This is a genomic window from Paenibacillus sp. 2KB_20, assembly GCF_052115765.1.
Classification (GTDB): domain Bacteria; phylum Bacillota; class Bacilli; order Paenibacillales; family Paenibacillaceae; genus Paenibacillus_AQ.
This window is the reverse complement of the sequence record NZ_JBFRHH010000011.1, coordinates 163404-187443: the sequence shown is the minus strand read 5'-3', so window position 1 is coordinate 187443 and position 24040 is coordinate 163404. Positions and strand designations below refer to the sequence as shown.

Genomic DNA, 24040 nt, shown 5'->3' with positions numbered 1-24040 from the left:
ATGAAAATTAAAGCACTTTAACTTTTATACATACATCATCCTATGAAACCCTGAAAACAGGGGGAACTTTATATTGAAAGTTAAAGCGTTATAATTTTCAAAATAAAAAGAAAGGTTGGTGTTTCCGTGACCCATCGCGAAAGCCGGCGGCAGACGTTATACATGTACCTCTTCATCGCTCCATGGCTTATCGGTTTCCTGGTGTTTGCCTTGTATCCGATTCTGTCATCCCTTTATTACAGTTTCACGGACTATGACATTATCCACCCACCGAAATATGTCGGCCTGGCGAACTACACCGAAATGTTTCAAGATGATCTGTTTTGGAAATCCGTTGTGGTAACGGTGCGGTATACGTTTATAAGCGTACCGATCCAACTGTTGCTGGCACTCGGATTTGCGCTCCTGCTCAATACGAAAATACCGTTCCGCGGATTTTTCCGGACCGCCATGTATTTTCCGAGCATGGTATCCGGCGTGGCGATGTCACTGCTGTGGTACTGGATTTTCAATCCATCGATCGGTCTGTTCAACTACGTTCTGTCCTGGTTCGGCATCAGTGGCCCGTCCTGGCTTATGAGTCCGGATTATGCGCTTTACGCTCTGATGATTATGTCCTTCTGGACAGTAGGTTCAGGCATGATTCTGTTCCTCGCAGGACTCATGAGCGTGCCTGCTAGTCTCGTGGAAGCCGCCAAGCTTGACGGTGCGGGACGCTTCCGGATTTTTCTGAATGTGACGCTCCCCATGATATCACCGGTGCTGTTGTTCCAGCTGATTATGGGTGTCATTGACTCCTTCCAGGTATTTACGCAAGCGTACGTCATGACCCAAGGCGGTCCTAACTATTCGACATGGTTCTATGTTTACAACCTGTACACCAGCGCCTTCAAAGAATACCGGGCTGGATACTCCTCCGCCCTCGCGTGGGTTCTGCTGATCGTTGTCATGCTGTTTACGGCACTTATAATGAAATTCTCGAACCGTTATGTTCACTATGAAGGAGGCGGACGCAAATGAGAACCATTCCGACAGCCAGTCCTTCGGCTTCACCTTCTACGAATAAACGCCGGCGCAAAATCGATGCCGTAAGCATTGCCAGCTTTATTGCCTTAGTGGTCACTACCTTTCTCATGCTCCTGCCTTTGTTTTTTATGGTTTCGACCTCGCTGAAATCGAAGAAGGAACTCCTTAAGTTTCCTCCGACCTTTTTGCCGGATTCCTGGCAGTGGAGCAACTACAAGGAAATTTTCGAAACGCTAAACTTCGGCCAAATGTACATGAACAGTCTCATTATCGGCACTTTGACCGTGGTCGGCACTCTGTTGTCGTCGGCGCTGGCAGCCTACGGCTTTGCCAGATACCGGGGCAAGGGCAGCAACCTGTGGTTCATGCTGATGCTCAGCACCATGATGCTTCCTTATCCAGCGATTATGATCCCGCAGTTCATTCTATTTTCTAAGCTGAACTGGATCGATACGTTCTTGCCGCTGATCGTACCTGCATTTTTCGGCTCGGCATACAACATCTTTTTGCTGCGCCAGTTCTTCTCCACGCTGCCGGATGAGTTGTTTGACGCCGGACGCATGGACGGTTGCAGCGAGCTGCGGATGTGGTGGCGGATTGCCTTGCCTCTGTCTGGTCCGGCACTTGCAACCGTTGCCATCTTTGCCTTCATTTACAGCTGGAACGACCTGCTGACACCCGTGCTCTACCTAAGCTCATCGGATAAATTTACGCTTCCGGTCGGTATGTCTTCCTTCACCTCGTCACGGTTTCGCATTCCGCCGTGGCATCTGCTCATGGTTGCCTCCGTGCTCGCCATGCTGCCGATTGTCACCTTATTTGCGATAGCCCAGAAACGATTTGTTGAAGGAATTGTACTTACAGGCATCAAGTGAAGACCCTGCCGCAGCGGCGGCAAACAAACTTGAGTATATGGGGGACTGTAGTTCATGAAAAAAAGAAGGATTAAAAAGACCTATGCACTTCTGCTTGCGTTCAGCATGCTCGTCGTATTGGCATTGTCCGGCTGCACCGGCGGCAAATCAGCGGGAGAAGTGGCTCCCGAAGGCAAAGGCGACAGCGGCGGTTCTTCAGGTGAGCAAGTAACCATTACGCATTACACGATGGATTCGGAAGACCGGACTTTTATTGAGAAGCTGGTTCCGGACTTTGAAGCCAAACATCCTAACATCAAGGTCAGAATAGAAAAGGCCCCTTACGAGCAGTTTGATAGCAAGCTGCAAACGCTGATCGCTGGCGGTAAATCGCCTGACGTGACAAGCCATTATGGCTACGGCGGCTTTGCGGAATATTTCAACAAAGATATGCTGCTTGACATGAACGACATTATAGAGGAAGACGGATTTAAAGCATCCGATTACAGCATCCCGGATGACCTCATGGACATCTATACCATCAAAGACCATGTATACGGGATTCCGGTCAATATGTATGTGACCCTCATGCTCTATAACAAAGATATGTTAGATGCTGCCAATGTTCCTTATCCTCCAAGCGATTACGAGGACAAGAGCTGGACGTTTGACAAAATGGTTGAAGAAGCCAAGAAAATGACGCATGTATCCGACGATATCGCTAAAACACAGTATGGCGTCGACTTCACATGGTCCGAACGCGATATGCGCCCGCTGTATTTCGGCGTTGAGCCTTACTCCCAGGATACCTGGACCAACGGCGGCGTGCCTTCGGAGACTCATTTTGATTCTCCTGAAGTGATGGCAACCTACAACAAACTGTTTGACCTGATTTTGAAGGATAAGGTTTCCCCGACGACGGAATGGAGTAAGAGCGTAGCCGGACAAAATGGCGATGCATTCGTAACCGGCAAGGTTGGCATGACCGTCAGCGGCTCCTGGAGCCTTGCAGGCTCCAATGACTTTCCGTTCGAGGTCGGCGTGGCTGCAGTTCCTGCTGGCGGCAACGACAAGATCCGCAGCGTGCTGTTCGTCGATCCACTCTTTATTCTGAAAGGTTCCAAGCATCCGAAGGAAGCTTTTGAATGGATCAAATATCTGGTCAGCGAAGAAGTTCAGGAAAAATCCATTGACCTGAGCGGCGGCAATCCACCTGTCAATACGAAGGCAGCTGAAGCTTATTACAAGCATTTTGAGGGCATCGATCCGGAAGATGTGAAAAAGGTTTATGAAGGCGCTGTGAAATACGGCTTTGAATCCTATAATCACTTGATCACAAACTACTCGCAAATCAATGACATGTTCATCAACGAAATGCAGCCGATCGATACCGGACACAAAACCGTTGAAGAAGTGATGCCAACGATTCAGAAAAAAGTCATGGAAATTATCAAACGTTAATGCAGACTATGGTACCGCCCCGAAAGGGGCGGTGCATCTGTTAATTTAGCTTCGCGGCCAGGCCTCCGTCCATGTATACTAGTGTTAAGCCAATGTAAACGTACGGAAAATCCGCCGCAAGGAGTATAAACAATGAAGGTTAGTATATTTGACGTAGCAAAAAAATCAGGCCTGTCCGTTGTAACGGTTTCACGTGTCTTAAACGGTGCCGAATCTGTTCGAGAGAAAAACAGACAAAAGGTTCTGGAAGCCATTAAGGAGCTTGATTACCGTCCTAATGCTGCCGCTCGGAGTTTAGCCCGCGGTAAGACAGGGATTGTCGGTTTGATCGTGACAACCCTTCAGGACTCCTTCTTCGACGCTGTGGTCAAGGAGTTGAATGAAGTGCTGGCACTTCACGGTTATTTCCTGGCCATTTCGGTCTCAACGGGCATAGGCTCTGACGAAGCCCATTATCTGATTCAGGAAGACCGCGTGGACGGACTGATTCTGCTCTCTCCAATGGAAGAAGACAACTATATCGTGGAATTGAAACGGCGCAATATCCCTTATGTCCTGATTGACAACCAGAAGCCGGATAATGACGCTTTTTCCGTCACCATAGACAACTACAAAGGCGGTTATACCGCAACGAAGCACCTGCTCGATCTCGGCCATACTTCCATTGCGCATTTAAGCGGGCAGGATATGTTCCGCAGTACGAGGGAACGCCGAAGCGGCTTTCTGCAGGCACTTAAGGAAAAGAGCCTGGCGCCGTTCGAAATGATTACGGGCGATTTCGAAATCGACTTTGGTTATGATATCTGCCGCAAATGGTTGCAGGAAGGGCGACTTCCTTCCGCCGTATTCGCAGGCGATGACAATATCGCACTCGGGGTCATGAACGCTCTTCTGGAAGAAGGCATCCGGATTCCAGAACAGGTAGCCATTGTCGGCTATGACGATCAGTATATCTCATCCAAGCTGCGCCCCCATTTGACAACGGTCCGGCAGCCTACTGACCGGATTGGGCTTGCCGCAGCGGAAATGCTGCTGAAGCGTATGGATGGTACGATGAAACGCGGGGGCAATGTTCGGATTGACCCTGAACTTATCGTGAGAGAATCTACGGTTATACCTGCAGAATAGTCAGTTGTTTCATTCAAAGAAGAGTGCCTGGTCCCCGTATTTCGGGGACTTTTTCTTTTTATCGAGTGTATGAGTAGATAAGCATGCAGCTTCAAATACCATACATCGGTTAATAGTACAATGACTCGATGGAGTGATTTTTTTGTTTTTCACCGAGTTGTCGGAAAGATACGATTGTTTTTTGAACGAGAGGCTTTCGTGATTCATTTGAGACATTGCTTCGTTATAATAACCGGGTATGTACTTATTAGGGTCAATCCCGATCAACGAATGAACAGGGTTTGAAAGGAGGCAGTATCTCGTGGTTATAGATACGGTGCTGTGGAGCAAATGGCTGACAGGGCTAACCTTGGCGTTTCATGTCATTTTTGCCACGGTTGGCGTCGGTGTTCCGTTAATGATTGCCATTGCCGAATTTGTCGGTATACGTAAGAAGGATCCCCATTACATGCTCATGGCCAAAAGATGGACGCGAGGATTCGTTATTTCGGTGGCGGTTGGCGTGGTGACTGGAACGGCGATCTCCTTGCTGCTCGCGCTTGTTTGGCCGAACTTTATGCAAGTGGCGGGGAATGTTATCGCGCTCCCGTTATTTATGGAGGTTTTTGCATTCTTTTTTGAAGCCATTTTCCTGGGGATATATATGTACACGTGGGATCGGTTCCGCAACCCGTATATCCATTGGCTGCTGACGATTCCGATTGTTGCCGGGGCAGGCATGTCCGCTGTTTTTATTACGACGGTGAACGGATTCATGAATCAGCCTGGAGGCTTTGTCATGGAGGCAGGCCACTTTACGGCGGTTAACCCGCTGCAAGCGATGTTGAATACGGCGACGCCTTCAAAAGTATTCCATGTACTAACCTCGGCCTATTTGACGGGAGCTGCCCTGCTGGCGGGAATCGCAGCCTACGTTATTCTGAGAAAAGGGCCCTCGGCATATTACAAGAAAGCATTGAAGCTCATGATGGCGGTTGTTCTGGTGTTCAGCTTGCTGACAACCTTAGCTGGGGATATGTCGGCAAAGTTTTTGGCGGAGCATCAACCGGAGAAGCTGGCCGCTGCAGAATGGCATTTTGAAACGGAAAGCGGTGCGGATTTGATATTACTGGGCTGGCTTAATGCGGAGCAGAAGGTAATGGGAGCCATCCACATTCCGAAAGCGCTCAGCTTCCTGGCCTTTGGGGACTTTGATGCCGAGGTAAAGGGGCTGGAGGAGTTTCCGCTTGATGAAAGGCCGCCTCTGCTGGTCCATTATTTGTTTGATTTCATGGCCGGGATCGGTTTTGTTATGTTAGCCGTTGCGGTCCTGTATTTCCTGTTTTTGTTCTGGAAGAGACGCAATGAGCTCAACAAGTGGCTGCTTCGGGCCATTGTTTTTAGTGCGCCTCTCGCATTTTTGGGCGTTGAAATGGGCTGGTTCTATGCGGAGCTCGGGCGGCAGCCGTGGATTATCCGCGGATATATGCGCGTAGAGGAGGCGGCTACGACTTCACCGAATGTGAGGATTCTCTTTTTCCTCTTCCTGCTACTGTATATTGTTCTTGGGACCATGTGTGTCTTTGTCCTGAGACGTTTGTTCCGTAACAAACCGGCAGAAGCCGAGCTGGACGAGTTCGTGAAAGAGAAACGCGATCAATCCACGGGAAAGGGTGAGCCGGTATGATCCATTACGAGTTGATAGGCATCTCTGTTCTTTGGCTGTTTTTATACGGCTATTTAATTATAGCTTCCATTGATTACGGCGCCGGTTTTTTTGCCTTCTATGCCCGTCTGACGAAGCAGGACCACCTGATCAATCGATTGATATCCCGTTATTTATCGCCGGTCTGGGAGATTACCAATGTGTTTTTTGTTTTTTTCTTTATCGGCATCGTCGGTTTTTTCCCGGACACGGCCTATTATTATGGCTCTGCGCTGCTTATACCGGGAAGCATCGCCGTTATTCTGCTGGCGATCCGCGGCTCCTTTTACGCGTTTGAAAATTACGGCTCCAAAGAAAACATCGTGTATCTGTTTTTATATGGGGCCACAGGTTTGCTCATTCCGGCTTCCTTGTCGGTAGCATTAACACTTTCCGAAGGCGGCTTTATTGTGGAAAGAGGTGGAGCTGTTTCTCTGGAATATTGGACGCTGATGACGAGCCCGTTGTCGTGGAGCATTGTCGCATTGGCCATCGTATCGGTACTGTTTATAAGCGGGTCGTTCCTGGCCTTCTACGCCTCCCGAGCGGACGATCAGCCAGCGCTAAAGCTGGTGCGGACATATGCCCTGTTCTGGAGTACGCCAACCATTATTGCCGCGCTCACGGCATTTATTTTCCTCAGTCAACATAATGAGCGGCATTTTCAAAACATGATGGATTTATGGTGGCTGCTGGCGCTTTCCGTTGGTTTTTTCATGATAGCCATTTGGCTGCTGTACAAAGGACGCCGCTACGGACTCGCTTTTATTTGTGTTATGCTGCAATTTTTCTGTGCATTTTTTGCATACGGTATCGGGCAATATCCTTATATTCTGGATCCGTACATTACCATTCAAAGCGGAGCCACGCATGAGTCGATGGGTGCTGCGCTTGTGGCGGCCTTTATCGGCGGCCTCTGCCTGCTGATTCCGTCCCTTATACTGGTCTTCAGGCTATTCCTGTTTGATGCGGATTATGTAAAAGGCAAAAAATAATAATCGTGCGCTTGGTATCACTCCATTTAGGAGTACCTTGCAGTGGTTTGGTATAAAGGAGGGGAGTTATTTGAAGGGGAAAACCAGTCTGCTGTCTCAGCAAATGTCCGCGCAAAGGAATCGTTTGATTCTCTTGGGGTTCATGTCGCTTGCGCTCGGTGCAGCCATGATAGGCCAAGCCGCGCTGCTCGCCGAAGCGGTCCAGAGGATTTTTGTGCAGCGGGCTTCCTTTTCGTCGGTTGTTGTCATACTTGGCGCATTGCTGGCTGTGATGGCTGCGCGGACGCTGCTGTCTTATGGAAACGGGATCATTGGCTTGCACATGGCTGCAAGCGCCAAGACGGAGATGCGAGCAGCGGTGCTGCGTAAGCTGGCCCATGCTTCCGTAGCTTCAACGCTTCGTGGACAAACGGGCGGAAAGGTCAGTGTGGCGCTGGATGCGGTGGATGAGGCGGACAGTTATTTCAGCCAGTATATGCCGCGTATGATAGAAGCCGCCATCATTCCCGTCCTGATTCTGGTCATTGTTTTTACTAAGCATATGAATTCCGGCTTGATTATGCTGGTTACCGCCCCCTTTATCCCTATTTTTATGGTGCTTGTGGGGCTGAAAACGAAGAACAAATCGGAGGAGAAATTCGCACAGCTAGCCGAGTTTTCCGGTACGTTTCTCGACTCTCTTCAAGGGCTGGTTTCGCTCAAGCTGTTTGGTCGGACAGATCATCAGCAACAGGAAATTGAACGCAGCAGCCTGGGCTATCGGGATGCAACGATGGGCATTTTACGGATTGCGTTTACCAACACCTTCATGCTGGAATCCATCGTTATGCTTAGCATTGGCGTTGTCGCGCTTGAGCTGGCGCTGCAGCTGCTAGTTTTCAAATCGCTTTCCTTCCACACTGCCTTTTTGATCCTGCTGCTGGTGCCCGAGTTTTATAGCCTGCTAAAAAACACGGGAACTGCTTTTCATAGCGGTCGTACCAGCATGGGGGCTGTCCGAAAAGTAGAGGAGATGCTCACGGAAACAAGGGAAGCAGGAGCAGTGACAGATGGGCAAGAGGGCGCCGGGAAAAGGGACAGAACAAACAGGGGTGATCAGATGGATACGGCGGATAAGTCTGAGACAGCCGACTTGGGTTTGATTCGGATGCCGCCATCCATCGAACTGAGGGATGTCCGGTTTCGGTATGCGCCGGATTCGTTCGAGCTTGCAGCCGGCTCCATGTCGTTTGGACCAGGGGAGCAAATCGCCATTGTCGGTAAAAGCGGATCCGGTAAAACCACTTTGCTGCATGTGATTGCCGGGCTGCTTGCGCCGACGTCGGGAGAAGTGCTGGTCAACGGACGTCCGCTTGCGGGGTACGATGAGGCTCACTGGTTTGATCATGTTAGCTACATTACCCAGCATCCGTATATTTTTGCCGGCACGTTTGCCGACAATATTGCGATTGGAGCGGGCAAGAACGTCTCCAGGGACGAAGTCGTGCAGGCGGCGGAGGCCGCCGGACTAGCTGCGGTTGCAGCCGAGTTGGAACAGGGCTATGACACTTTTGTCGGCGAAGGGGGCCGGGGGTTGTCGGGCGGCGAGAAGCAGAGGCTAGCGCTGGCGCGTGCTTTTTTGAAGCGGCCTGCCGTTATTTTGTTTGATGAACCCACCGTCGGATTGGACTTGCACACCGAACGCGTCTTACAGCGGTCCATTGCCGAGCTTGCAAGCAAGGCGACCATGATTACCGTGGCGCACCGCTTGTACACGATACGGCATGCCGACCGAATATTGTTTATGGACAACGGAGTGCTGCTGGACAGCGGGCGCCATGATGAGCTTCTAGCGAGTCTGCCCCAATATGCTGAAATGGTGGATGCCCAGCGGAAAGGGGGACTCGCATGAATGAGCTGGCTATTTTAACCAAGGCGATGATTCAGGAACGGAAGGATATTGCCATCGCCATCATCGGAGGATTCGTTGCCGGCATCGCAGGTGTATGTCTCTTCGCCGCAAGCGGGTATCTGATCTCCCAGACTGTATTTGCCCCGCCGCTCTATACCTTGATTGTGCTGACGTCCCTGGTAAAAATACTTGGTCTGCTGCGGGCGGCAAGCCGCTACGCGGAACGCTTGTATTCCCATCGGGCGACATTCTCTCTGCTCAGCCGTTTGCGTACATCCTTTTTTGCCAAGCTTGTTCCTTTGACGCCAGGGATATTGGGCAAAAAGCGGAGCGGAGAACTGCTCGCACGGATCGTCGGGGATGTAGAGAGCTTACAGCATTACTTTCTGCGTGTCGCCTATCCGCCTGTCATTGTTGTCATGGTCTTTCTGGCTACGGTTTTGTTTACTTCCGCCTTTTCATTCTGGATTGCCTGTTTGTTTGTGCTGGGGATGCTGGCAACGGCTTTTGTGGTTCCTGCACTTGTTCTTCTTGGACAGAGAAGGATATATGGCCGCGTTCGCCAAGAGCGAGCGGCGCTTTCCACAGAAGTGACCGAACTGCTTTACGGTTTCCGCGATTTGAAAGTATACGGGCAAATGAACAAGCGCGAGCAGCAGCTGCAGCGTACCTCCGCCGCATTGGCAACGGAACAGCAAGCGGCAGCCCGGCATTTGCTGCGCGGGCAATCACTGCATATTTTTGTAACGTATCTGATTTCGTGGGGCGTACTGATTCTTGGCGCCTATTTGATTATGGACGGCTCGCTTGCCGGCGTGTTTCTCGCCATGCTGGTCATGGCTTCGCTTACGGTGTTTGAAGAAGCTGCGCCAATGGCCACATTGCCCGCTTATAAGCTGGATAGCGAACATGCGGCTAAGCGGCTTGCGGAAACGGTTCTTGCCGCAGATAGGCAGCCGCCGCAGCCAAGCGGTGTCCTTTCCGTCGAGAAAGCCGTTTCCATTGAGCTAAGCGGTGTTTCGTTTCAATATGAAGATGAATGGCGTCCAGCGCTGAAAGACATTTCCCTCTATCTTCCGCCGGGGTCTAAAACCGCTATTGTCGGTCCGAGTGGATCAGGGAAAACAACCCTCATCGAATTGCTGCTCAAGCTGCGCACACCGACAGACGGCCAGATTCATTTAAATGATACTTCGATTAAGGAACTGGATGAGGCGAGCATTTGGCAAGCCTCAAAGGTAGTGCTGCAGCACAGTCATTTCTTTCGGGGCACCATTCGGGACAACCTGCTGTTGAATGAGGAACATCATTCCGATCAGGCGTTGTCGGTTATGCTGGATAAAGTACAGCTGCCGAATAAGTCCCTGGACGATATGGTATATGAAAAAGGGGAGAACTTGTCGGATGGAGAGAAGCAGCGCTTAGCCTTGGCCCGGGCGATGCTCCGAGAAGGACGGTTATGGCTTCTGGACGAACCGACGCCTTCACTGGATTACGTTACGGAGCAGCGTGTTTTTCGGCATCTGTTGGCGCAAGCGGTGAACGATACGCTTCTTCTGATTTGCCATCGGCTGACCGGCTTGGAAGAGATGGACCGGATTCTGGTGATGGACCAAGGCAGAGTCATTGAAGCGGGCACGTATTTAGAGCTGATGGAGCAAAAGGGATATTTTTATGAAATGAAACAAATTGAGCTGCAAATGATCGGTGAAGACGGGTAGAACGAGTGTGTTAGCATGAACTGTTGTGGAGCACGCCTACTTATAGTTTCGATTTAGAAAACCTTTATGTTTAGCGTTTGATATAATACAAATTAGCTTTTGAAATATAATCGGAAGTACAAAAAGAAGTCGATGAATCGGGCTTCTTTTTTTTGTTACTGATGCAATTCGGAAGCTCCCTTCCATTACCATATATACTTATTATTTATATATCGGACATATAATATATTATTTCTTAATGACTTGTCTCTGTATACTTAGGATGCACCACGAGATTTGGACTATACGAGATTTGGAGATGATTCGTGTGAGAAGAAGTGTGCTGCTTTTGATTGCAATTGTATGTTTATTGATCTCAGCCGCCTGTTCCGGCGTTGGCGGGGGAGAGGCCAAAGAATCGGAAAAGCTGCAAGTTGAAGTGAATCCTGTTCAAGACGTCCTCGTATCCGGCCGCGCCATTCTCATAGATGCCCATATAACGAAGGGAAGCGATCCAATCGTCGATACCGCGCGGGTCGAATTCGAAATATGGAAAAAAGACAGCGCCGAACATGATATGATCACTGCCATTCCAGACCAGGATGGGAATTACCGGATTAAAACGCTGTTCTCTGAAGGCGGGGAGTATTTCGTCAAAGCCCACGTGGAAAATGAAGGGGCGTCGGTAACGACGAGTGAAAAGAAACTGGTCGTTCAAAACGATGAGATGAGCTAAGAATCACCGCTTATTAATGGATAGTACCATTTGGAGGAAGCCCGAAAAAACGGCTTCCTTTTTTAATCGATAGACGACCATTGACCATTTCAGCGTGGATCTAGCCTTTTTTTGCGATCGAAATAAAATCGCGGATGAATCCCTCCAGATCATCTTTATCATGAGAGCAGAGCACGATTTTGTTGGTAAAACGGACGCCAATGACATCCACTTTAGCTAATTCTCCCCGTTTGATGAATGGACTGGCCACAAGAGAGGATACAAAACTGACGCCATATCCGGCGACCACAGCCTGGATGGTTTCATTAAGGCCGTTAAATTGCAGTTCGATCTTTGGTGGGCTGACATCTTGAACGCTGCACAGCTCAAGGAGCCTCTTTCGGGTCGTGCTGCCTTCCTCCCGCATAATAAATGGCTCTTTCACCATGTCTTCCATGGAAATTTGCCTGTTGGCATACTTATGATTCGGCGCAACCACAAATTTGAATTCGTCTTGATATAATTCCAGGCAATGGAGGGAATGGTCATTCTGATTTGTGATTTCGCTATTTCCAAAGATGGCGATATCCGCCTCGTAATTCGTCAATCTTTCAAGTGCAACTTGTGAATTCACCGTCGTGATTTCCACTTCCACTTTCGGATACCTTTGCTTGAATAAGGAAGCCCACTTGGGGATCAGAACGCTGGTCGCCAGGTAATTTCCGGAGAGCCGAAGTTTTCCCTGCGGATGTTGATGATAGTCTTCAATCATGGTTTCGATTTGCTCTTCGAGAAGAAACAGCTTTTCGGTGGGTTTAAACAGCTTTTGGCCAAAAGAGGTCAAAACCAGGTTTCTTCCTTTTTTCTCAAATAAAATGACGTTGTACTGTTTTTCAAAATTCCGAATTTGGGCAGAGATGGCAGGCTGGCTAATATTCAGCCTCTTGGAGGCCTCGGTAACGCTTCCGGCAAGAGCGACGTTATAGAACAGCATCAATGCATGCAGATTGAGAGACAATCCCATCACCTTCTATACATTTTGTTAATACATAATATAAAACATATATTTTTATTTTATACATTACGGACGTATACTTCAATTACCAACAAAGGAGGGAGCAACATGACGACCACCACCATTTATTTCGTAAGACACGGCCAGACCCAGTGGAACGTGGAACAGAAGATGCAGGGGCATAAGGATTCGCCGTTAACACCTGAAGGCAGACGGCAGGCTGCACGGTTGCGTGACCGGTTACAGACGGTCACGTTTGATGCGATTTTTTCGAGTCCCAGTCCGAGAGCGTTGACAACGGCACAGATGATTTGCGGAAGCACATCGGAAAGAATCGTTAAATTAGATGAACTGAAGGAAATTCACATGGGGCTGTGGGAAGGAGAAAGCGTACCAACAATACAGAATGAGCATACCGCTGAGTTTGATCATTTTTTTCATAAGCCTCATTTATACCGTCCAACAGGACAGGGAGAGGCCTATCCCGAGCTGCTGGATCGGGCGGTAACCGCTGTGGAAAGAATCCTGCTAAGCTATCGGGGAGGAACCGTTCTGATCGTAACTCACCGCATGACCTTAAAGACGTTAATGAACCATTATTCTGGAATGCAGTTGAGCAACATGGGGAATTTGCCGGATATTCCTTCAGCGAGTTTAAGCAAAATTGTATTTCATGATTCTCATCCATTCATCGAGCTGTACGGGGACACCTCTCATTACGAGGTAAACGCAGACGTGTTGCTAAAATAAGGGGAGGATGCATGAACACGAAGAAAAGGCAAACGCTCCTGGCTTACACGATGGCTTTCGCCATGATTATCCTGATGGCCGCGGTTTCGGAACTTCGTCATAATCATGAGTTTATTCTTCCCGAAATCGCGGCCATGGTGATCGCCATGTGGGTCTATCGGGATCCGAATTGGCTCAGGCATCCGCTGCAGATTTGCCTTGCTCCCACGCTCACATCCGTGATCGGTTTTACCATCAATCATCTCCATGCTGCTTATCTCTGTCGTGGTCTATGAGTCGATTCAAAGAAGGGAGTACAGCGGTAAGCTGGCATTGAAGCAGGGGGCTGCATTAACTGTATCCGCGACGATTGGGACACTGCTGTTTCTGGTTTTGGATTCTTTGGTCATCATAACGGTACTGGATATGATGCTGATGCTGTTATTGCAGTGGGTGGTTAAGATTCGTATGCCCGCGATATATGCTTTCCCGCTGCTTCCGTTCATCTTCACGCATGATGTCGTGCTGCTGCTCCCGCTGACAACAGTGTTCACTTGTTTGTTTATGTTTACAGCGGCTGTCGCTTATAAAAAAATTGAATCTGCTATCCGACCGGAGCGGGTGGACGTGGATATCTCCATGTAATTGAATCCATCTGAATCTATCCATTCATTAATAAAACGCACACATTCCCAATATAAGCTTGGGGATCTGTACGTTTTTTTATTTATCTGCTCCGGTCAGCTCATTTTCCCTGATGAAACATATTGAATCATCCTTTCCCTTAATTATGATTTAGCAGAGCCTACAAATCGATTTCTAGCTGCCCCTAGACCGAATATGAAAAGCAATACTGATGCGGTGACCAATATTGAGAAGCGGAAGGGTCCAACTGTTTGTTACATCATGTAAAAATCCGAAAATGGTTGGGCCGATTGCGGCTAGTTCTGTGGGGGTTCGGGCCACCAGTTGGGTGGCCCTTCTACCCGGAGGGGCAGAAAATTATCTGCCCTTTACTCTAGCACTGCTGCCTTCACAGTTCCGGCAGGACATGTATGGGTGATTGAGCAGCAATTAACTAAGAGATAATGCTTGCTCACTCAACTCCCTAACTGGTTGGGCAACCTCTACAGCAATAGAATGGCAGCACCAATCATTGGGGTGAGGACCATGCAGGTTTTCAGCAAGACAACGGGTACCCGCTTCGTAAACTTTGCTCCCACATACGAGCCGGACATCGTACCGATCACAACAGCGACGAGCAGTTGAACATCCAGGTACCCGATGGAGAAGTACCCGGCTCCTCCGGCCAGTGCGATTGGCATAATGACCAGCATGGTCGTGCCGGCGGCAAAACGCATCGACATGCCGAGGATCAGCATAAGCCCTAACTGGATGAAAGGGGTGGAGCCGATTCCGAACAGCCCCGATAAGGCGCCGGTGATGAGTCCGATGAGCAGCGCCTGCAGCCAGTATCGGAAGTCATGGACGACGGATGGCATCGAGTTCCCGGAAGCCTTCGACCGACGTGAGACGTACAGCATCCTGAACCATAAGGCTAGTCCAGAGGCGAACAGCATACCGGATGTCATGAAGCCCAGCTTATCCTCGGGAATAAGCGAGGACCAGCCCGAGCTGACCCATGCCCCTGCCGCACCGGCCAAGCCGACGACGGCCCCCGTCTTCAGTACCATGTTCCCTTCCCGGTAATGGCTGACAGAACCGGAAAGCGACGAGAAGAACATCGCCGCCAGTGCGGTACCCAGCGCGGTATGAATGGGATAACCGAATACGACGGTTAGGATGGAGATAATGAAACCTGAGCCGCCTGCACCTACGAAACCGAGAAGGAGTCCGAGCAGCACCATAACGAGGGCAATATCGACTAACTGCATCAGACCATCCTCCAAACCTGATGGGATACGCCGATCCCAGCCGGAACCGGCAGGTCTTCGCGAACGCAGCAAGTCTTGTCCAAAACCATGGTGGCGTGCCCGCTTCCATAGACGGGCCAAGCCGGCAGCGCATGGATATTCGGATCTCCGCTTTGTATAAATGCAACCCATGCTTCCCGCATGGCGCCGGCCAGTGCATAACTCTCAGCTGTTACAACATATGGATCCTCATTGGTGGGCAATGTGGGCATAGGATTGTGGGGTAACGCCGCATGGATGAGACTGCCTTCATAACCGTGTATCGGGCCAAGTGTGCCGCCGCATTGAAGCCGATACATCCACACCGATGTTCCGGACGATGCCACGGCTTGTGCGAACTGCATCGCTCCAATCGTATATAGGTGCTCGGTTAACGCTTTGTTCCATGCATCAATCGATGACATCGATTGGTTATAACGACCATAAGCATCCCACACGACAGTGGCATTCGCTCCGAAGAATCGTTCGAGTGTCTCGAAGTCCGGTGATTGAAGCACGGGATCATCATGAATGAAGATGGCCGCTTCATCCTCGTTCGTGCCGATCAGCAGCGGCGGCAGACCGATGCTGCCAGTTAGGCTCGCCAGGGGATCTACGGGGATAACATGGCCATCGGATACCGGACCGAACATGTGCAGGCTGCGCGAGGTATCGGAACCGATCACCGACTGCGCTTCGACTATTTTCTCCGCAGGGAGTTCAAGCAGCTGATGCGCCTGGACTGGAGATAATCCCAGCTCTTCTAGCAGCCGAAGACTCGTTACATTAGCGGTTTGACAATCTCGTATCGACTGCGTCGCGCCGCTCTGGGCAATAGCCCGGTGGAAAAGGCCTCGTGTCATCTTCATCACATAAAGTGCGGCCGTGCATTTGGCCCCGGCAGAATTGCCGATGACGGTTACTCGCGACGGGTCGCCGCCGAAAGCAGCAATATTAAGCTGGACCCATTGGAGGGCAGCAGCGATATCCAGCATTCCATTGTTACCGGAGGTTTCATACTTTTTGCCCAGCACTCCTCCCAAATATAAGAAACCTAGCGCACCAAGCCGATAATTGATCGATACGTAGACGATTCCATTCTCTGCCGCATATCGAGATCCGTCGCACTCCGTCCCCATACCCGACACGAATCCGCCTCCATGAATATAGACCATGACAGGCTTTAATTTTTCACTTGCGCCTGATGTCCATACATTTAAGTTTAGGCAATCTTCGGACTGCACAAGCTCCGGCATGCAGCCTTGCGGATTATGCTTCTGCGGTGCGATAGGTCCGAATTGATTGCACTGCCTCACGCCCAGCCAGGAGAGCGGAGGTGCCGGAGGCTTATATCTTCGATTACCGATTGGCGGGGCTGCATAAGGGATGCCCCGGAATACATACGAGTCTTTTAATTTCATGCCTTCAACTTTTCCTGATAATGTCTGTACGATCAAGTTGATCGTCTCCTATCCTTACGATTTGAGACTATTATATCTTGTATATTTTATGAACCCTAATATATATTGATTTATATTAATTATAACTTCTAGGTTATGTATTGTAGAAAGTGGGGATCGGAATGGAACTGTTGCAATTAAAGTATTTTCAGACTGCCGCCCGAATGCAGCACATGACGAAAGCAGCCCATAGCCTACATATCTCTCAGCCGGCACTAAGCAAAATGATCGCGTCGCTTGAAGCTGAGCTTGGAACCAAGCTGTTCAAACGGGAGCGTAAAACGATACGGCTGAACGAGCACGGCAAGCTGTTTCTCCATCAAGTGGATATCGCGCTGCAAGCGCTGGAGGATGGAAAGCTGCAACTGCAGGATGCTAATGGCAGCGCCCCCACCGCCATCACGCTTGATGTTCGCGTCTCCTCGCATTTACTGCCGGATCTATTGGCTGATTTCCGCAAAGAATGGCCGAATGCAGAGTTTCAATTACAGCAGCATGTTTCGTCATTCGAAGGTATGCCGAGCTTCGATTTGTGCCTATCCGATGGCGCAACACCACCAAAGGGAACAGCGTCGGTCTGCTTGCTCGAAGAGGATATCGTGGTTGCCGTTCCCGCCGAGCACCCGCTCGCGGATCGGAACCATGTCAGCTTGCAGGAGCTCAAGGAAGAGAGCTTCATTACCCTGCCTCCGGGTAAATCGTTGCGTGAAACAACCGATGCCTTTTGCCGCCTTGCCGGATTTACCCCCCGTATCCGATTTGAGAGCGACGATCCCGCCACCGTCCGAGGATTAATTCGAGCCGGTCAGGGAGTTGCCTTCCTGCCAGCCGTTACGTGGAGCGGATCAACCGGACCTGATGTCGTCCAACTGCGGCTCGAAGAAAGCTGGTGCAAACGCTCAATCTCCTTGTCTTGGCCCGAGGACCGATACCTCACGCATACTGCGGTACTGTTCCGGGATTTCATCATTCGATACTTCGCAAGACTGGCCGAATCGCACCGGCAGGACATCGCTCGAAGAGGATTCTAGCCTGTTTTTCTTATCCGTGTTGGAATTATTGTGAAATCAAAAGCGAAAGGAGCGTTTTAAGTGGAAACCAAGCAGCCCCCCAGGCTAACCAATGAAGATTACCGATTGCAGCCCCACGCGCCTGTTCAGGTGTTTCACGGCATTCATCCGGGGACAATTCCACTGCATTGGCATGAATTTTACGAGCTGAGTTATGTGGTTTCCGGAAAAGGCGAACACAGGCTCAACGGTTCGTCGTATCCGCTGTCTTCTGGAACCATCTTCTTGCTGACGCCAGCCGATTTTCATGAGCTGGCTTCCTTGGAAGAGGAACCACTTGAAATTTATAATGTCATTTTCACCGAAGCCATGATGGATGATAGCGTCTACCATTGGTTATTCGGCGGGAAACGTCTGCTGCAAGCACAGCTTGAGGAGAAGCAGCTCCCGGGGGTATTCGCCGACTATGAACGGATGAGGGAGGAGAACGGAACCTGGCGGGAAGGCAGCGAGATCGTGATCCGGGCTACGCTTCAGCGGCTGTTGGTGGATCTGTATCGTGGCAGCGCCGCAAATCGCATTCAGCCCACGAACGGGACGAGAGATCGGCAGCTCAACTTAAACCTGCAAAAGGCTCTGATCTACATTCATCATCATTTCCGTGAGGATTTGAGATTGGAGGATGCAGCTGGCCAGGCCCAATACTCGGCTACTTATTTCAGCGAGTGTTTCTCGAAATCCGTGGGGCAATCTTTTCAACGTTATCTGCAAAATGTCAGAATGCAATTCGCCGAATCGCTGCTTCAGGCATCCTCGCTGCCCGTTACCGAAATTTGTTATGTCTCCGGCTTTAATACATTGGGGCATTTTGAAAGGGTATTTCGTCAGCGAAAAGGAATGTCCCCCCGACAGTACCGCAACAAGGCAGAGATAACCGAAGATATGCAGCATTTATCCTAACGAATGCGCAGTATGGCTCTGACCGTCCGGGATATAATGACCACAGTTAACGAAATCCCTACTTGACTGGAGGTTATGATGATGACAACGCAAGCACTTTCGAAGCAAGAAGTTGAGTTTTATAAGGAAAATGGGTACTACTTGTACAAGAAGCCGCTCTTTAGTGCCGAAAAAATGCAGGTTCTGACATCGATCTTTGAAGAGCAGCTGGAGGAGAAGGGCAGCAAATTATCCGACGAGCTGGATACGCCGCATTTCCGTGACGAAAGGCTGCTCGATTTTCTGTTATCCGATGAGGTACTGGATCTGGTTGAACCGATCATTGGTTCGAATATCGGGTTGTGGTCCAGCCACTTTATCTGTAAAGATCCGCATGTCGGACGTGCTACGCCATGGCATGAGGATTCGGCTTACTGGAACGGCAGATTAAGCAGCTTCGATAAAATTATCACCGTATGGTTGGCGATCGACCGCAGTTGGAAGGAAAACGGATGCATGCGGGTCATTCCAGGTACGCACCGCAACGGTTTCTCGGACTATGAGGAAGTGGACCGGGCGAGCAATTTATTCGACACCCAAATTAAGAGCGGTTCCGTCGATGAGTCTCAAGCGGTTTACTTCGAGTTGGAAGCGGGAGAATGCTCGCTTCACGATTCGCGCATCATTCATGGCGCAGCCCCGAATACTAGCCCGTACCGTCGCTGCGGCTACACCATGCGGTATTTCTCGACGGAAGCGCTTGTCTATCCGGATAAGAACCCCGGCTTTAAAGTGTGGCTGGCCCGCGGAAAGAACATAGCCGGAACGAAATTCGTCAACGAATAACCTGAAGGGGAAAAGGAGACTTCGCGAATTGAATATTCAGCTGTATAAAGCCCTATGGGGCATGGAAGGAAGCTACAGGGACCAATTGACGCGGGCTGCACAAGCCGGTTACGCGGGGATTGAAGCCCCGCTGCCTCCTCGGGATCTGGAACGCGAATTCAAAGACCTGCTTGCCGAACTGCAGCTTTACTATATTGCCCAGGTGGTCACTTCCGTTCCCCATCAAGAAACCTTCGCCGAGCAGGTACGCCGGGCTGCCGATTTCGATCCGAAACTGATCGTGTCCCATAGTGCTCGGGATGGCATGAAGATAGAGGACCAGTTGGGTTTTTTCGAAGCCGCGTTGAAGATTGAGCAAGAGGTCGGCATTACCATCGGCCATGAAACCCACCGATCGCGGGCGATGTTCACGCCATGGACAACGCGCCGCTTGCTGGAGGAATTCCCTGAGCTGAGCATTACGGCTGATTTCAGCCATTGGTGTTGTGTGACGGAGACCATGCTGGAGGATTATGCGGAAGACATGGAGGTCGCTATTCGCCGTGCCGTCCATATACACGCGCGCGTAGGTTACGCTCAGGGGCCGCAGGTTCCCCATCCCGGAGCGCCCGAATATAGCCGGGAACTGGCCGCATTTGAAACGTGGTGGAAACGAATTATCCAATACCGGAGCGAGCAAGGGTTCAGCTATACCAGCATGACGCCTGAATTCGGGCCTGCCAATTCCGGTTACATGCATACGCTTCCCTTCACAGGAGCTCCTGTTACTGATCTATGGGAAGTAAACGAGTGGATGGCCAAGAGGATTTCGGAACGGATGACACCATAAAAAAAGAAACTAAAACAAGCCGGACCATGAAGGTTCCGGCTTGTTATTCGTGCGTTTGGAAAGGCGACCTTGTCCAATCCTTCACGTACGGCCGACAGCCATCCAACTTATTAGAATAAAACAATACCGGCAGCGCCGGCCATGAGAAGTATCAACAACGGGTGAAGTTTATACTTCAGCAAGAGAAATAAACAGGCTCCGCAAATCAGCAGCGTAGGAATGAGGCCCTGAATGAGCCCTTCACCCTCATCGTGATACCCAAAATGAATAGCTGCATATATAATGAGTCCTGTCGTTACGGGACGCAGGCCATATAAAGAAGATTGTACATATGGATTGCCCCGCATGCGATAGAAGAGGGCGGACAGCAGCACGATGACGACCAGCGACGGCAGGATGATGCCCGCGGTTGAGACGGCGGCTCCGATATAGCCGGCGGACTGATAGCCAATCAGCGTAGCGGCATTGGTGGCGATCGAACCGGGCGCCATGCCGGCCAGCGCCACGGTCTGCTGGAATTCCGCAGCAGTCAGCAGTCCTTTTTCCGCTACCTCCTTCTGAATGACCGGGATTACCGCATAACCGCCGCCAAAGGACACGAGGCCTACACTTATGAACATCATGAACAAGTCCCAATACATGTTTCAATCGCCCCGATTCGTTTCGCTCAAATGTAATATTCCAGTTCCGGGCAGCTGTTGATCCCTGCCTTCTTCTCTGTATTCGCTTGAAGGCCCAGCCGTTTTTTTATCTGAATGACAGCCATTCCGCATAGTAAGCTTAGCGCAATAAGATAGAGGGGGTGCACTCCTGTAAACAGCATCACGGATACGGTGGCTAGGGCGGATATCGTTGTCGTTGCATCAAAGACGGCATGTTTGGCCATCCGGTAAGCCGCGACAGCGATCAACGCAATAACGGCGCCATGCATCCCCCTTAAGGCAGCTTCAACCTTGGGTTGATCCCGAAAATACACGGCACCTACGCTGATCAGGATCACGATCAAAAACGTGGGGCATGTCACGCCAAGCACGGCCGAAACAGCCCCGGCAATGCCGGCTTGCCGGTGGCCGATCATCGCGGCCGCATTTACGCCGACTCCTCCAGGAGCGGAACCGGCAAGCGAGATAAGCTCACCGATTTCCTCCTCGTTTACCCACTTTTTCTTGCTTACCACTTCGCGCTCAATAATGGGCAGCATCGCATATCCGCCTCCGAAGGTGGAAGGCCCGATGCGAAAGAAGGTCCAAAATAGCCGGGCCAGCAGCGTTAACCGTTCTTTCAGCCTGCTAAAGTATGCGTTTTTCCTTTCCATTAGGCGTGATGAATTCTCGGCATCGGCATCGGCTCCTTGCCAAGCTCGGCCCAGATGTATTTGAGCAGAAGCTCTGCCTTCAGCGGCTCGTACCCCGGTTCGTCCCATAAATTGCGCAGCTCGCCGGGATCCGCTTCAAGGTCAAAAAGCTCGCCGTAGGTTTGATTGTAATAAACGGTGATTTTATAGCGCTGCTCGATGTACGTTTTTTGATGAATTGTCGAAGGCTCGTGCCGGAATTCGCAGATAGCGTGCTGCCGCGCGGCGTCCGCGTTACCGAGCCACACTTCCTTTTGGTCGATGCCCGTCATCGCTGGCGGGATCGGTATATTGCAGAAGGAGAGGAAGGTAGGGGCCAGGTCGACCAGGGACTGCATTGCAGTTGTCCTTTTTCCGGCAGGCACCCACCCTGGATATCGTGCAATGAATGGAAGCTTGATCAAATCCTCGTAATGGAACCCGCCCTTGGCTTGAAGGCCGTGCTGGCCGAAGAAATGTCCATGATCAGTGGTGAAGACAACGATCGTATCCTCGGTCAGTCCCAGTTCATCCAGTTTATCGAGAATGCTGCCGATATATTTATCCATCATGCTGATCATGCCGTAATACACAGCGACCAGCTTCTTCTTGTCGTACTCCGTTAACCTGGATTTCGAACCGTATTCGTAATAGTGATGGGAACGGTAGCCGTGAATGCCGAACCCGGTTTCAGCGAGATGTGAAAAATCCGGATCTTCTTCCTGCGTCAAGCGGAAGTGCGGCGGATTGCGGTCATGCTCACCTGGGGTCAGGGATGGGATCGTGAGTTTATCCGGATCGTACATCGAAGCCCATGGTTCCGGTACCAGGTATTCCGGGTGCGGGTCGAAGAAACTCGCCCACATAAAGAAGGGGTCATCCGCTTTCTTATATTCTTCCAAAAGAGAGTTGGTTCGCTCGGCGATCCAGGTGTTGTAGTGGTATTTTTCCGGGATGGGCCAGGTGTACGTTTGGGAAGGATCCATGGTTCCCGTAGGCGGTAGGAAGTACTCCCGCCAATTGGCGCATCCTTGCTCCTCGAGCCATAAGGCATAATGTTGTCCGACATGTGCCTCATTCGTATGGTTGCGGGCCAGCTCGACGTGATCGAATCCGTAAAATGGCCCGTTAAAATTCCTCCAATACTCCAAATCTTGAAGAATCGGGTAGGCCTCCACGGATGGGTATTCTTCCGTTGATTTCAACGGCTGAAAATGCGCTTTTCCCACCATTGCGGTCCGGTAGCCTGCGTCTTGGAAGCTTTCCCCCACAGTATGGCGGTCTTCCAGCAGCTTCGTCCCCAAGGTCCATGCTCCATGCTGGCTCGGGTACTGCCCCGTAATGATGGAGGCTCGACTCGGCGTGCAGGTGGGATTGGGGCAATACGCCCGATCGAACGTCGTCCCTTGACGCGCAAGGCGATCCAGGTTGGGCGTAGAGATTTCAGGCTGAAAGGCTCCGATTGTATTCCAATGCTGCTGATCGCTTGTGATTAGCAAAATGTTAGGTCTTCTCGACAAGTGTAATCGCCTCCTAGTATGATGATATTGAAAATAACGGGTTATAAAAATAGCGAGGTGTTATATTTTTGTTGTCATTTTGTTATTCTTGATGGAAAAATGAAGGAAGAGGAGGGAGCCATGATGCAGGAATACGAATATGAATATGCGGAATTCATCTATTATACGCCGGGATATTTGGATAAAGAGGAACAGATCTGGCCTGTCCGGGCTGGGCGAAGCATTGCCAAACCCAATTACAGAGTCGGACCGAAGCGAATCGAGTGTTATAGCCTGCATTTTGTACATGAAGGCATGGTACGGCTAGAGTTCGATGACAAGCGAGTGGATCTGCAGAAGAATGATCTGTTCTGCCTGTTCCCGGGCCGGACCTATTATTATCACATGCTTCCCGCGGATACACCGCTTCAGATGAGCTGGTTGGCAGTGGACGGGAACAGGGTCAAGCCATTGTTGGAGCTGGCCGGCTTATTTCCAGAAAGCCCGTTCGGCAAACAGATGATATCCTCTAAGGTCAAAGAATCCTCCGAACGCGTGATTGATGCCCTGGCCGGTGTCGAGCGCTGGAAACCGGCGGTATCGCTGGAGCTGCACGGCTTGATTTATGGACTGCTCGCCGGCATGGTCCCGGATATGGCTTCCGCACAGCCGACGGAGCTAGCGGGATGGATTCACGAGTGTTTGGATTATATGGAGCTGCATGCTACCGAGGGGATTTCCGTACAACAGGTTGCCGAATTCGCGGGGGTGCATCGGTCGTACTTCTCCAATATGTTCACCCATCAGGTAGGAATGCCGCCGTTAAAATACCTTCAGCGCATACGAATGGAAAAGGCAAAACGGTTGTTACAAGAAACGGACGCAACGATTACCGAGATTGCCTTGTCTCTCGGCTATCCGAATTTGTATTCGTTCACCAGGGCTTTCAAGATCTATTATAAGGTGCCTCCCATAACGATGCGCGGAGCTCAATGCTGACCGTACGGACGGCA

The 24040-nt window shown here is 50.5% G+C and carries 23 protein-coding genes and 1 pseudogene; 17 read left to right on the top strand and 7 right to left on the bottom strand.

Translation table 11 applies throughout. The features are described from left to right. The first annotated feature begins 162 nt into the window (after positions 1-162). The 9 genes from AB4124_RS26120 (at position 163) to AB4124_RS26080 (ending at position 11475) form a co-directional block, all read left to right on the top strand. Positions 163-1020 carry a carbohydrate ABC transporter permease gene (locus AB4124_RS26120; RefSeq protein ID WP_076326042.1) on the top strand — a complete coding sequence of 286 codons (858 nt, stop codon included), beginning with the start codon at positions 163-165 and terminating at the stop codon, positions 1018-1020. Then, positions 1017-1901: a carbohydrate ABC transporter permease gene (locus AB4124_RS26115; protein ID WP_054402320.1), complete on the top strand. Its 885-nt coding sequence runs from the start codon at positions 1017-1019 to the stop codon at positions 1899-1901. The genes AB4124_RS26120 and AB4124_RS26115 overlap by 4 nt, the downstream gene beginning before the upstream one ends. A gap of 54 nt (positions 1902-1955) precedes the next feature. Then, positions 1956-3341 (top strand): ABC transporter substrate-binding protein, encoded by a 1386-nt coding sequence (locus AB4124_RS26110; RefSeq protein WP_441974644.1) that lies wholly within the window; start codon positions 1956-1958, stop codon positions 3339-3341. A 132-nt stretch (positions 3342-3473) separates the two neighbouring features. Beyond that, positions 3474-4469 carry a LacI family DNA-binding transcriptional regulator gene (locus AB4124_RS26105; protein WP_339270200.1) on the top strand — a complete coding sequence of 332 codons (996 nt, stop codon included), beginning with the start codon at positions 3474-3476 and terminating at the stop codon, positions 4467-4469. 301 nt (positions 4470-4770) lie between these two features. Continuing rightward, positions 4771-6135 (top strand): cytochrome ubiquinol oxidase subunit I, encoded by a 1365-nt coding sequence (locus AB4124_RS26100; protein WP_339292319.1) that lies wholly within the window; start codon positions 4771-4773, stop codon positions 6133-6135. Further along, complete coding sequence (locus tag AB4124_RS26095; protein ID WP_430204897.1) at positions 6132-7148, top strand: cytochrome d ubiquinol oxidase subunit II; 1017 nt, start codon at positions 6132-6134, stop codon at positions 7146-7148. The genes AB4124_RS26100 and AB4124_RS26095 overlap by 4 nt, the downstream gene beginning before the upstream one ends. Positions 7149-7218: 70 nt before the next feature. Continuing rightward, positions 7219-9039 (top strand): thiol reductant ABC exporter subunit CydD, encoded by a 1821-nt coding sequence (gene cydD, locus AB4124_RS26090; RefSeq protein ID WP_430110950.1) that lies wholly within the window; start codon positions 7219-7221, stop codon positions 9037-9039. Next, positions 9036-10760, top strand: coding sequence for a thiol reductant ABC exporter subunit CydC (cydC, locus tag AB4124_RS26085; protein WP_441974643.1), 1725 nt, complete (start codon positions 9036-9038; stop codon positions 10758-10760). Before cydD ends, cydC begins: the two co-directional genes overlap by 4 nt. Before the next feature lie 307 nt (positions 10761-11067). Continuing rightward, complete coding sequence (locus tag AB4124_RS26080; RefSeq protein WP_441974642.1) at positions 11068-11475, top strand: FixH family protein; 408 nt, start codon at positions 11068-11070, stop codon at positions 11473-11475. 100 nt (positions 11476-11575) lie between these two features. On the opposite strand, the gene AB4124_RS26075 is transcribed toward AB4124_RS26080, so the two are convergent. After that, the gene (locus AB4124_RS26075; protein WP_256720820.1) at positions 11576-12472 is read right to left on the bottom strand and encodes a LysR family transcriptional regulator; all 897 of its coding nucleotides are present in this window, start codon (positions 12470-12472) and stop codon (positions 11576-11578) included. 105 nt (positions 12473-12577) lie between these two features. Here AB4124_RS26075 and AB4124_RS26070 point away from each other — a divergent pair, with 105 nt between their 5' ends. The 3 genes from AB4124_RS26070 to AB4124_RS26060 are packed head-to-tail and all read left to right on the top strand — an operon-like array spanning position 12578 to position 13843. Then, positions 12578-13219 (top strand): histidine phosphatase family protein, encoded by a 642-nt coding sequence (locus tag AB4124_RS26070; RefSeq protein WP_441974641.1) that lies wholly within the window; start codon positions 12578-12580, stop codon positions 13217-13219. Between the two features lie 11 nt (positions 13220-13230). After that, on the top strand, positions 13231-13494 hold the full coding sequence (locus AB4124_RS26065; protein ID WP_441974640.1) for a hypothetical protein: 264 nt from the start codon (positions 13231-13233) through the stop codon (positions 13492-13494). After that, positions 13466-13843 (top strand): hypothetical protein, encoded by a 378-nt coding sequence (locus AB4124_RS26060; protein ID WP_441974639.1) that lies wholly within the window; start codon positions 13466-13468, stop codon positions 13841-13843. The genes AB4124_RS26065 and AB4124_RS26060 overlap by 29 nt, the downstream gene beginning before the upstream one ends. Before the next feature lie 143 nt (positions 13844-13986). Here the strand turns inward: AB4124_RS26060 and AB4124_RS26055 are convergent. From AB4124_RS26055 to AB4124_RS26045, 3 genes and pseudogenes are all read right to left on the bottom strand, one after another. Then, a pseudogene (locus tag AB4124_RS26055) lies at positions 13987-14143 on the bottom strand (MFS transporter); the annotation flags it as partial. A gap of 182 nt (positions 14144-14325) precedes the next feature. Beyond that, positions 14326-15093: a sulfite exporter TauE/SafE family protein gene (locus AB4124_RS26050; RefSeq protein ID WP_076325979.1), complete on the bottom strand. Its 768-nt coding sequence runs from the start codon at positions 15091-15093 to the stop codon at positions 14326-14328. Continuing rightward, positions 15093-16568: a carboxylesterase/lipase family protein gene (locus tag AB4124_RS26045; protein ID WP_441974638.1), complete on the bottom strand. Its 1476-nt coding sequence runs from the start codon at positions 16566-16568 to the stop codon at positions 15093-15095. The genes AB4124_RS26050 and AB4124_RS26045 overlap by 1 nt, the downstream gene beginning before the upstream one ends. A 125-nt stretch (positions 16569-16693) precedes the next feature. Here AB4124_RS26045 and AB4124_RS26040 point away from each other — a divergent pair, with 125 nt between their 5' ends. The 4 genes from AB4124_RS26040 (at position 16694) to AB4124_RS26025 (ending at position 20195) form a co-directional block, all read left to right on the top strand. Continuing rightward, entirely contained in the window at positions 16694-17602 is a 909-nt protein-coding gene (locus AB4124_RS26040) for a LysR family transcriptional regulator (RefSeq protein WP_441974637.1), read from the top strand. 60 nt (positions 17603-17662) lie between these two features. Beyond that, positions 17663-18541 (top strand): AraC family transcriptional regulator, encoded by an 879-nt coding sequence (locus tag AB4124_RS26035; RefSeq protein WP_441974636.1) that lies wholly within the window; start codon positions 17663-17665, stop codon positions 18539-18541. Positions 18542-18619: 78 nt separating this feature from the next. Next, on the top strand, positions 18620-19366 hold the full coding sequence (locus AB4124_RS26030) for a phytanoyl-CoA dioxygenase family protein (protein WP_441974650.1): 747 nt from the start codon (positions 18620-18622) through the stop codon (positions 19364-19366). Positions 19367-19394: 28 nt separating this feature from the next. After that, entirely contained in the window at positions 19395-20195 is an 801-nt protein-coding gene (locus AB4124_RS26025) for a sugar phosphate isomerase/epimerase family protein (protein WP_441974635.1), read from the top strand. 110 nt (positions 20196-20305) lie between these two features. Here the strand turns inward: AB4124_RS26025 and AB4124_RS26020 are convergent, their stop codons facing one another. The 3 genes from AB4124_RS26020 to AB4124_RS26010 are packed head-to-tail and all read right to left on the bottom strand — an operon-like array spanning position 20306 to position 23048. Then, positions 20306-20836, bottom strand: a complete 531-nt coding sequence (locus AB4124_RS26020) for a chromate transporter (protein WP_441974634.1) — start codon at positions 20834-20836, stop codon at positions 20306-20308. 26 nt (positions 20837-20862) lie between these two features. Continuing rightward, complete coding sequence (locus AB4124_RS26015; protein WP_441974633.1) at positions 20863-21510, bottom strand: chromate transporter; 648 nt, start codon at positions 21508-21510, stop codon at positions 20863-20865. Further along, complete coding sequence (locus AB4124_RS26010) at positions 21510-23048, bottom strand: sulfatase family protein (RefSeq protein ID WP_441974632.1); 1539 nt, start codon at positions 23046-23048, stop codon at positions 21510-21512. Before AB4124_RS26010 ends, AB4124_RS26015 begins: the two co-directional genes overlap by 1 nt. Positions 23049-23171: 123 nt before the next feature. On the opposite strand from AB4124_RS26010, the gene AB4124_RS26005 reads away from it, so the two are divergent. Beyond that, positions 23172-24026 (top strand): AraC family transcriptional regulator, encoded by an 855-nt coding sequence (locus tag AB4124_RS26005; RefSeq protein WP_441974649.1) that lies wholly within the window; start codon positions 23172-23174, stop codon positions 24024-24026. The last annotated feature ends 14 nt before the right edge of the window (positions 24027-24040 follow it).

What these genes read in the sequence shown, in the direction of transcription:
- AB4124_RS26110 (WP_441974644.1), top strand. Translation starts at nt 1,956, where the DNA reads ATGAAAAAAAGAAGGATTAAAAAGACCTATGCACTTCTGCTTGCGTTC.
- AB4124_RS26060 (WP_441974639.1), top strand. Translation starts at nt 13,466, where the DNA reads ATGCTGCTTATCTCTGTCGTGGTCTATGAGTCGATTCAAAGAAGGGAG.
- AB4124_RS26070 (WP_441974641.1), top strand. Translation starts at nt 12,578, where the DNA reads ATGACGACCACCACCATTTATTTCGTAAGACACGGCCAGACCCAGTGG.
- AB4124_RS26005 (WP_441974649.1), top strand. Translation starts at nt 23,172, where the DNA reads ATGCAGGAATACGAATATGAATATGCGGAATTCATCTATTATACGCCG.
- AB4124_RS26115 (WP_054402320.1), top strand. Translation starts at nt 1,017, where the DNA reads ATGAGAACCATTCCGACAGCCAGTCCTTCGGCTTCACCTTCTACGAAT.
- AB4124_RS26030 (WP_441974650.1), top strand. Translation starts at nt 18,620, where the DNA reads ATGATGACAACGCAAGCACTTTCGAAGCAAGAAGTTGAGTTTTATAAG.
- AB4124_RS26105 (WP_339270200.1), top strand. Translation starts at nt 3,474, where the DNA reads ATGAAGGTTAGTATATTTGACGTAGCAAAAAAATCAGGCCTGTCCGTT.
- AB4124_RS26015 (WP_441974633.1), bottom strand. Translation starts at nt 21,510, where the DNA reads ATGGAAAGGAAAAACGCATACTTTAGCAGGCTGAAAGAACGGTTAACG.
- AB4124_RS26040 (WP_441974637.1), top strand. Translation starts at nt 16,694, where the DNA reads ATGGAACTGTTGCAATTAAAGTATTTTCAGACTGCCGCCCGAATGCAG.
- AB4124_RS26095 (WP_430204897.1), top strand. Translation starts at nt 6,132, where the DNA reads ATGATCCATTACGAGTTGATAGGCATCTCTGTTCTTTGGCTGTTTTTA.
- AB4124_RS26020 (WP_441974634.1), bottom strand. Translation starts at nt 20,836, where the DNA reads ATGTATTGGGACTTGTTCATGATGTTCATAAGTGTAGGCCTCGTGTCC.
- AB4124_RS26120 (WP_076326042.1), top strand. Translation starts at nt 163, where the DNA reads ATGTACCTCTTCATCGCTCCATGGCTTATCGGTTTCCTGGTGTTTGCC.
- AB4124_RS26065 (WP_441974640.1), top strand. Translation starts at nt 13,231, where the DNA reads ATGAACACGAAGAAAAGGCAAACGCTCCTGGCTTACACGATGGCTTTC.
- cydC (WP_441974643.1), top strand. Translation starts at nt 9,036, where the DNA reads ATGAATGAGCTGGCTATTTTAACCAAGGCGATGATTCAGGAACGGAAG.
- AB4124_RS26050 (WP_076325979.1), bottom strand. Translation starts at nt 15,093, where the DNA reads ATGCAGTTAGTCGATATTGCCCTCGTTATGGTGCTGCTCGGACTCCTT.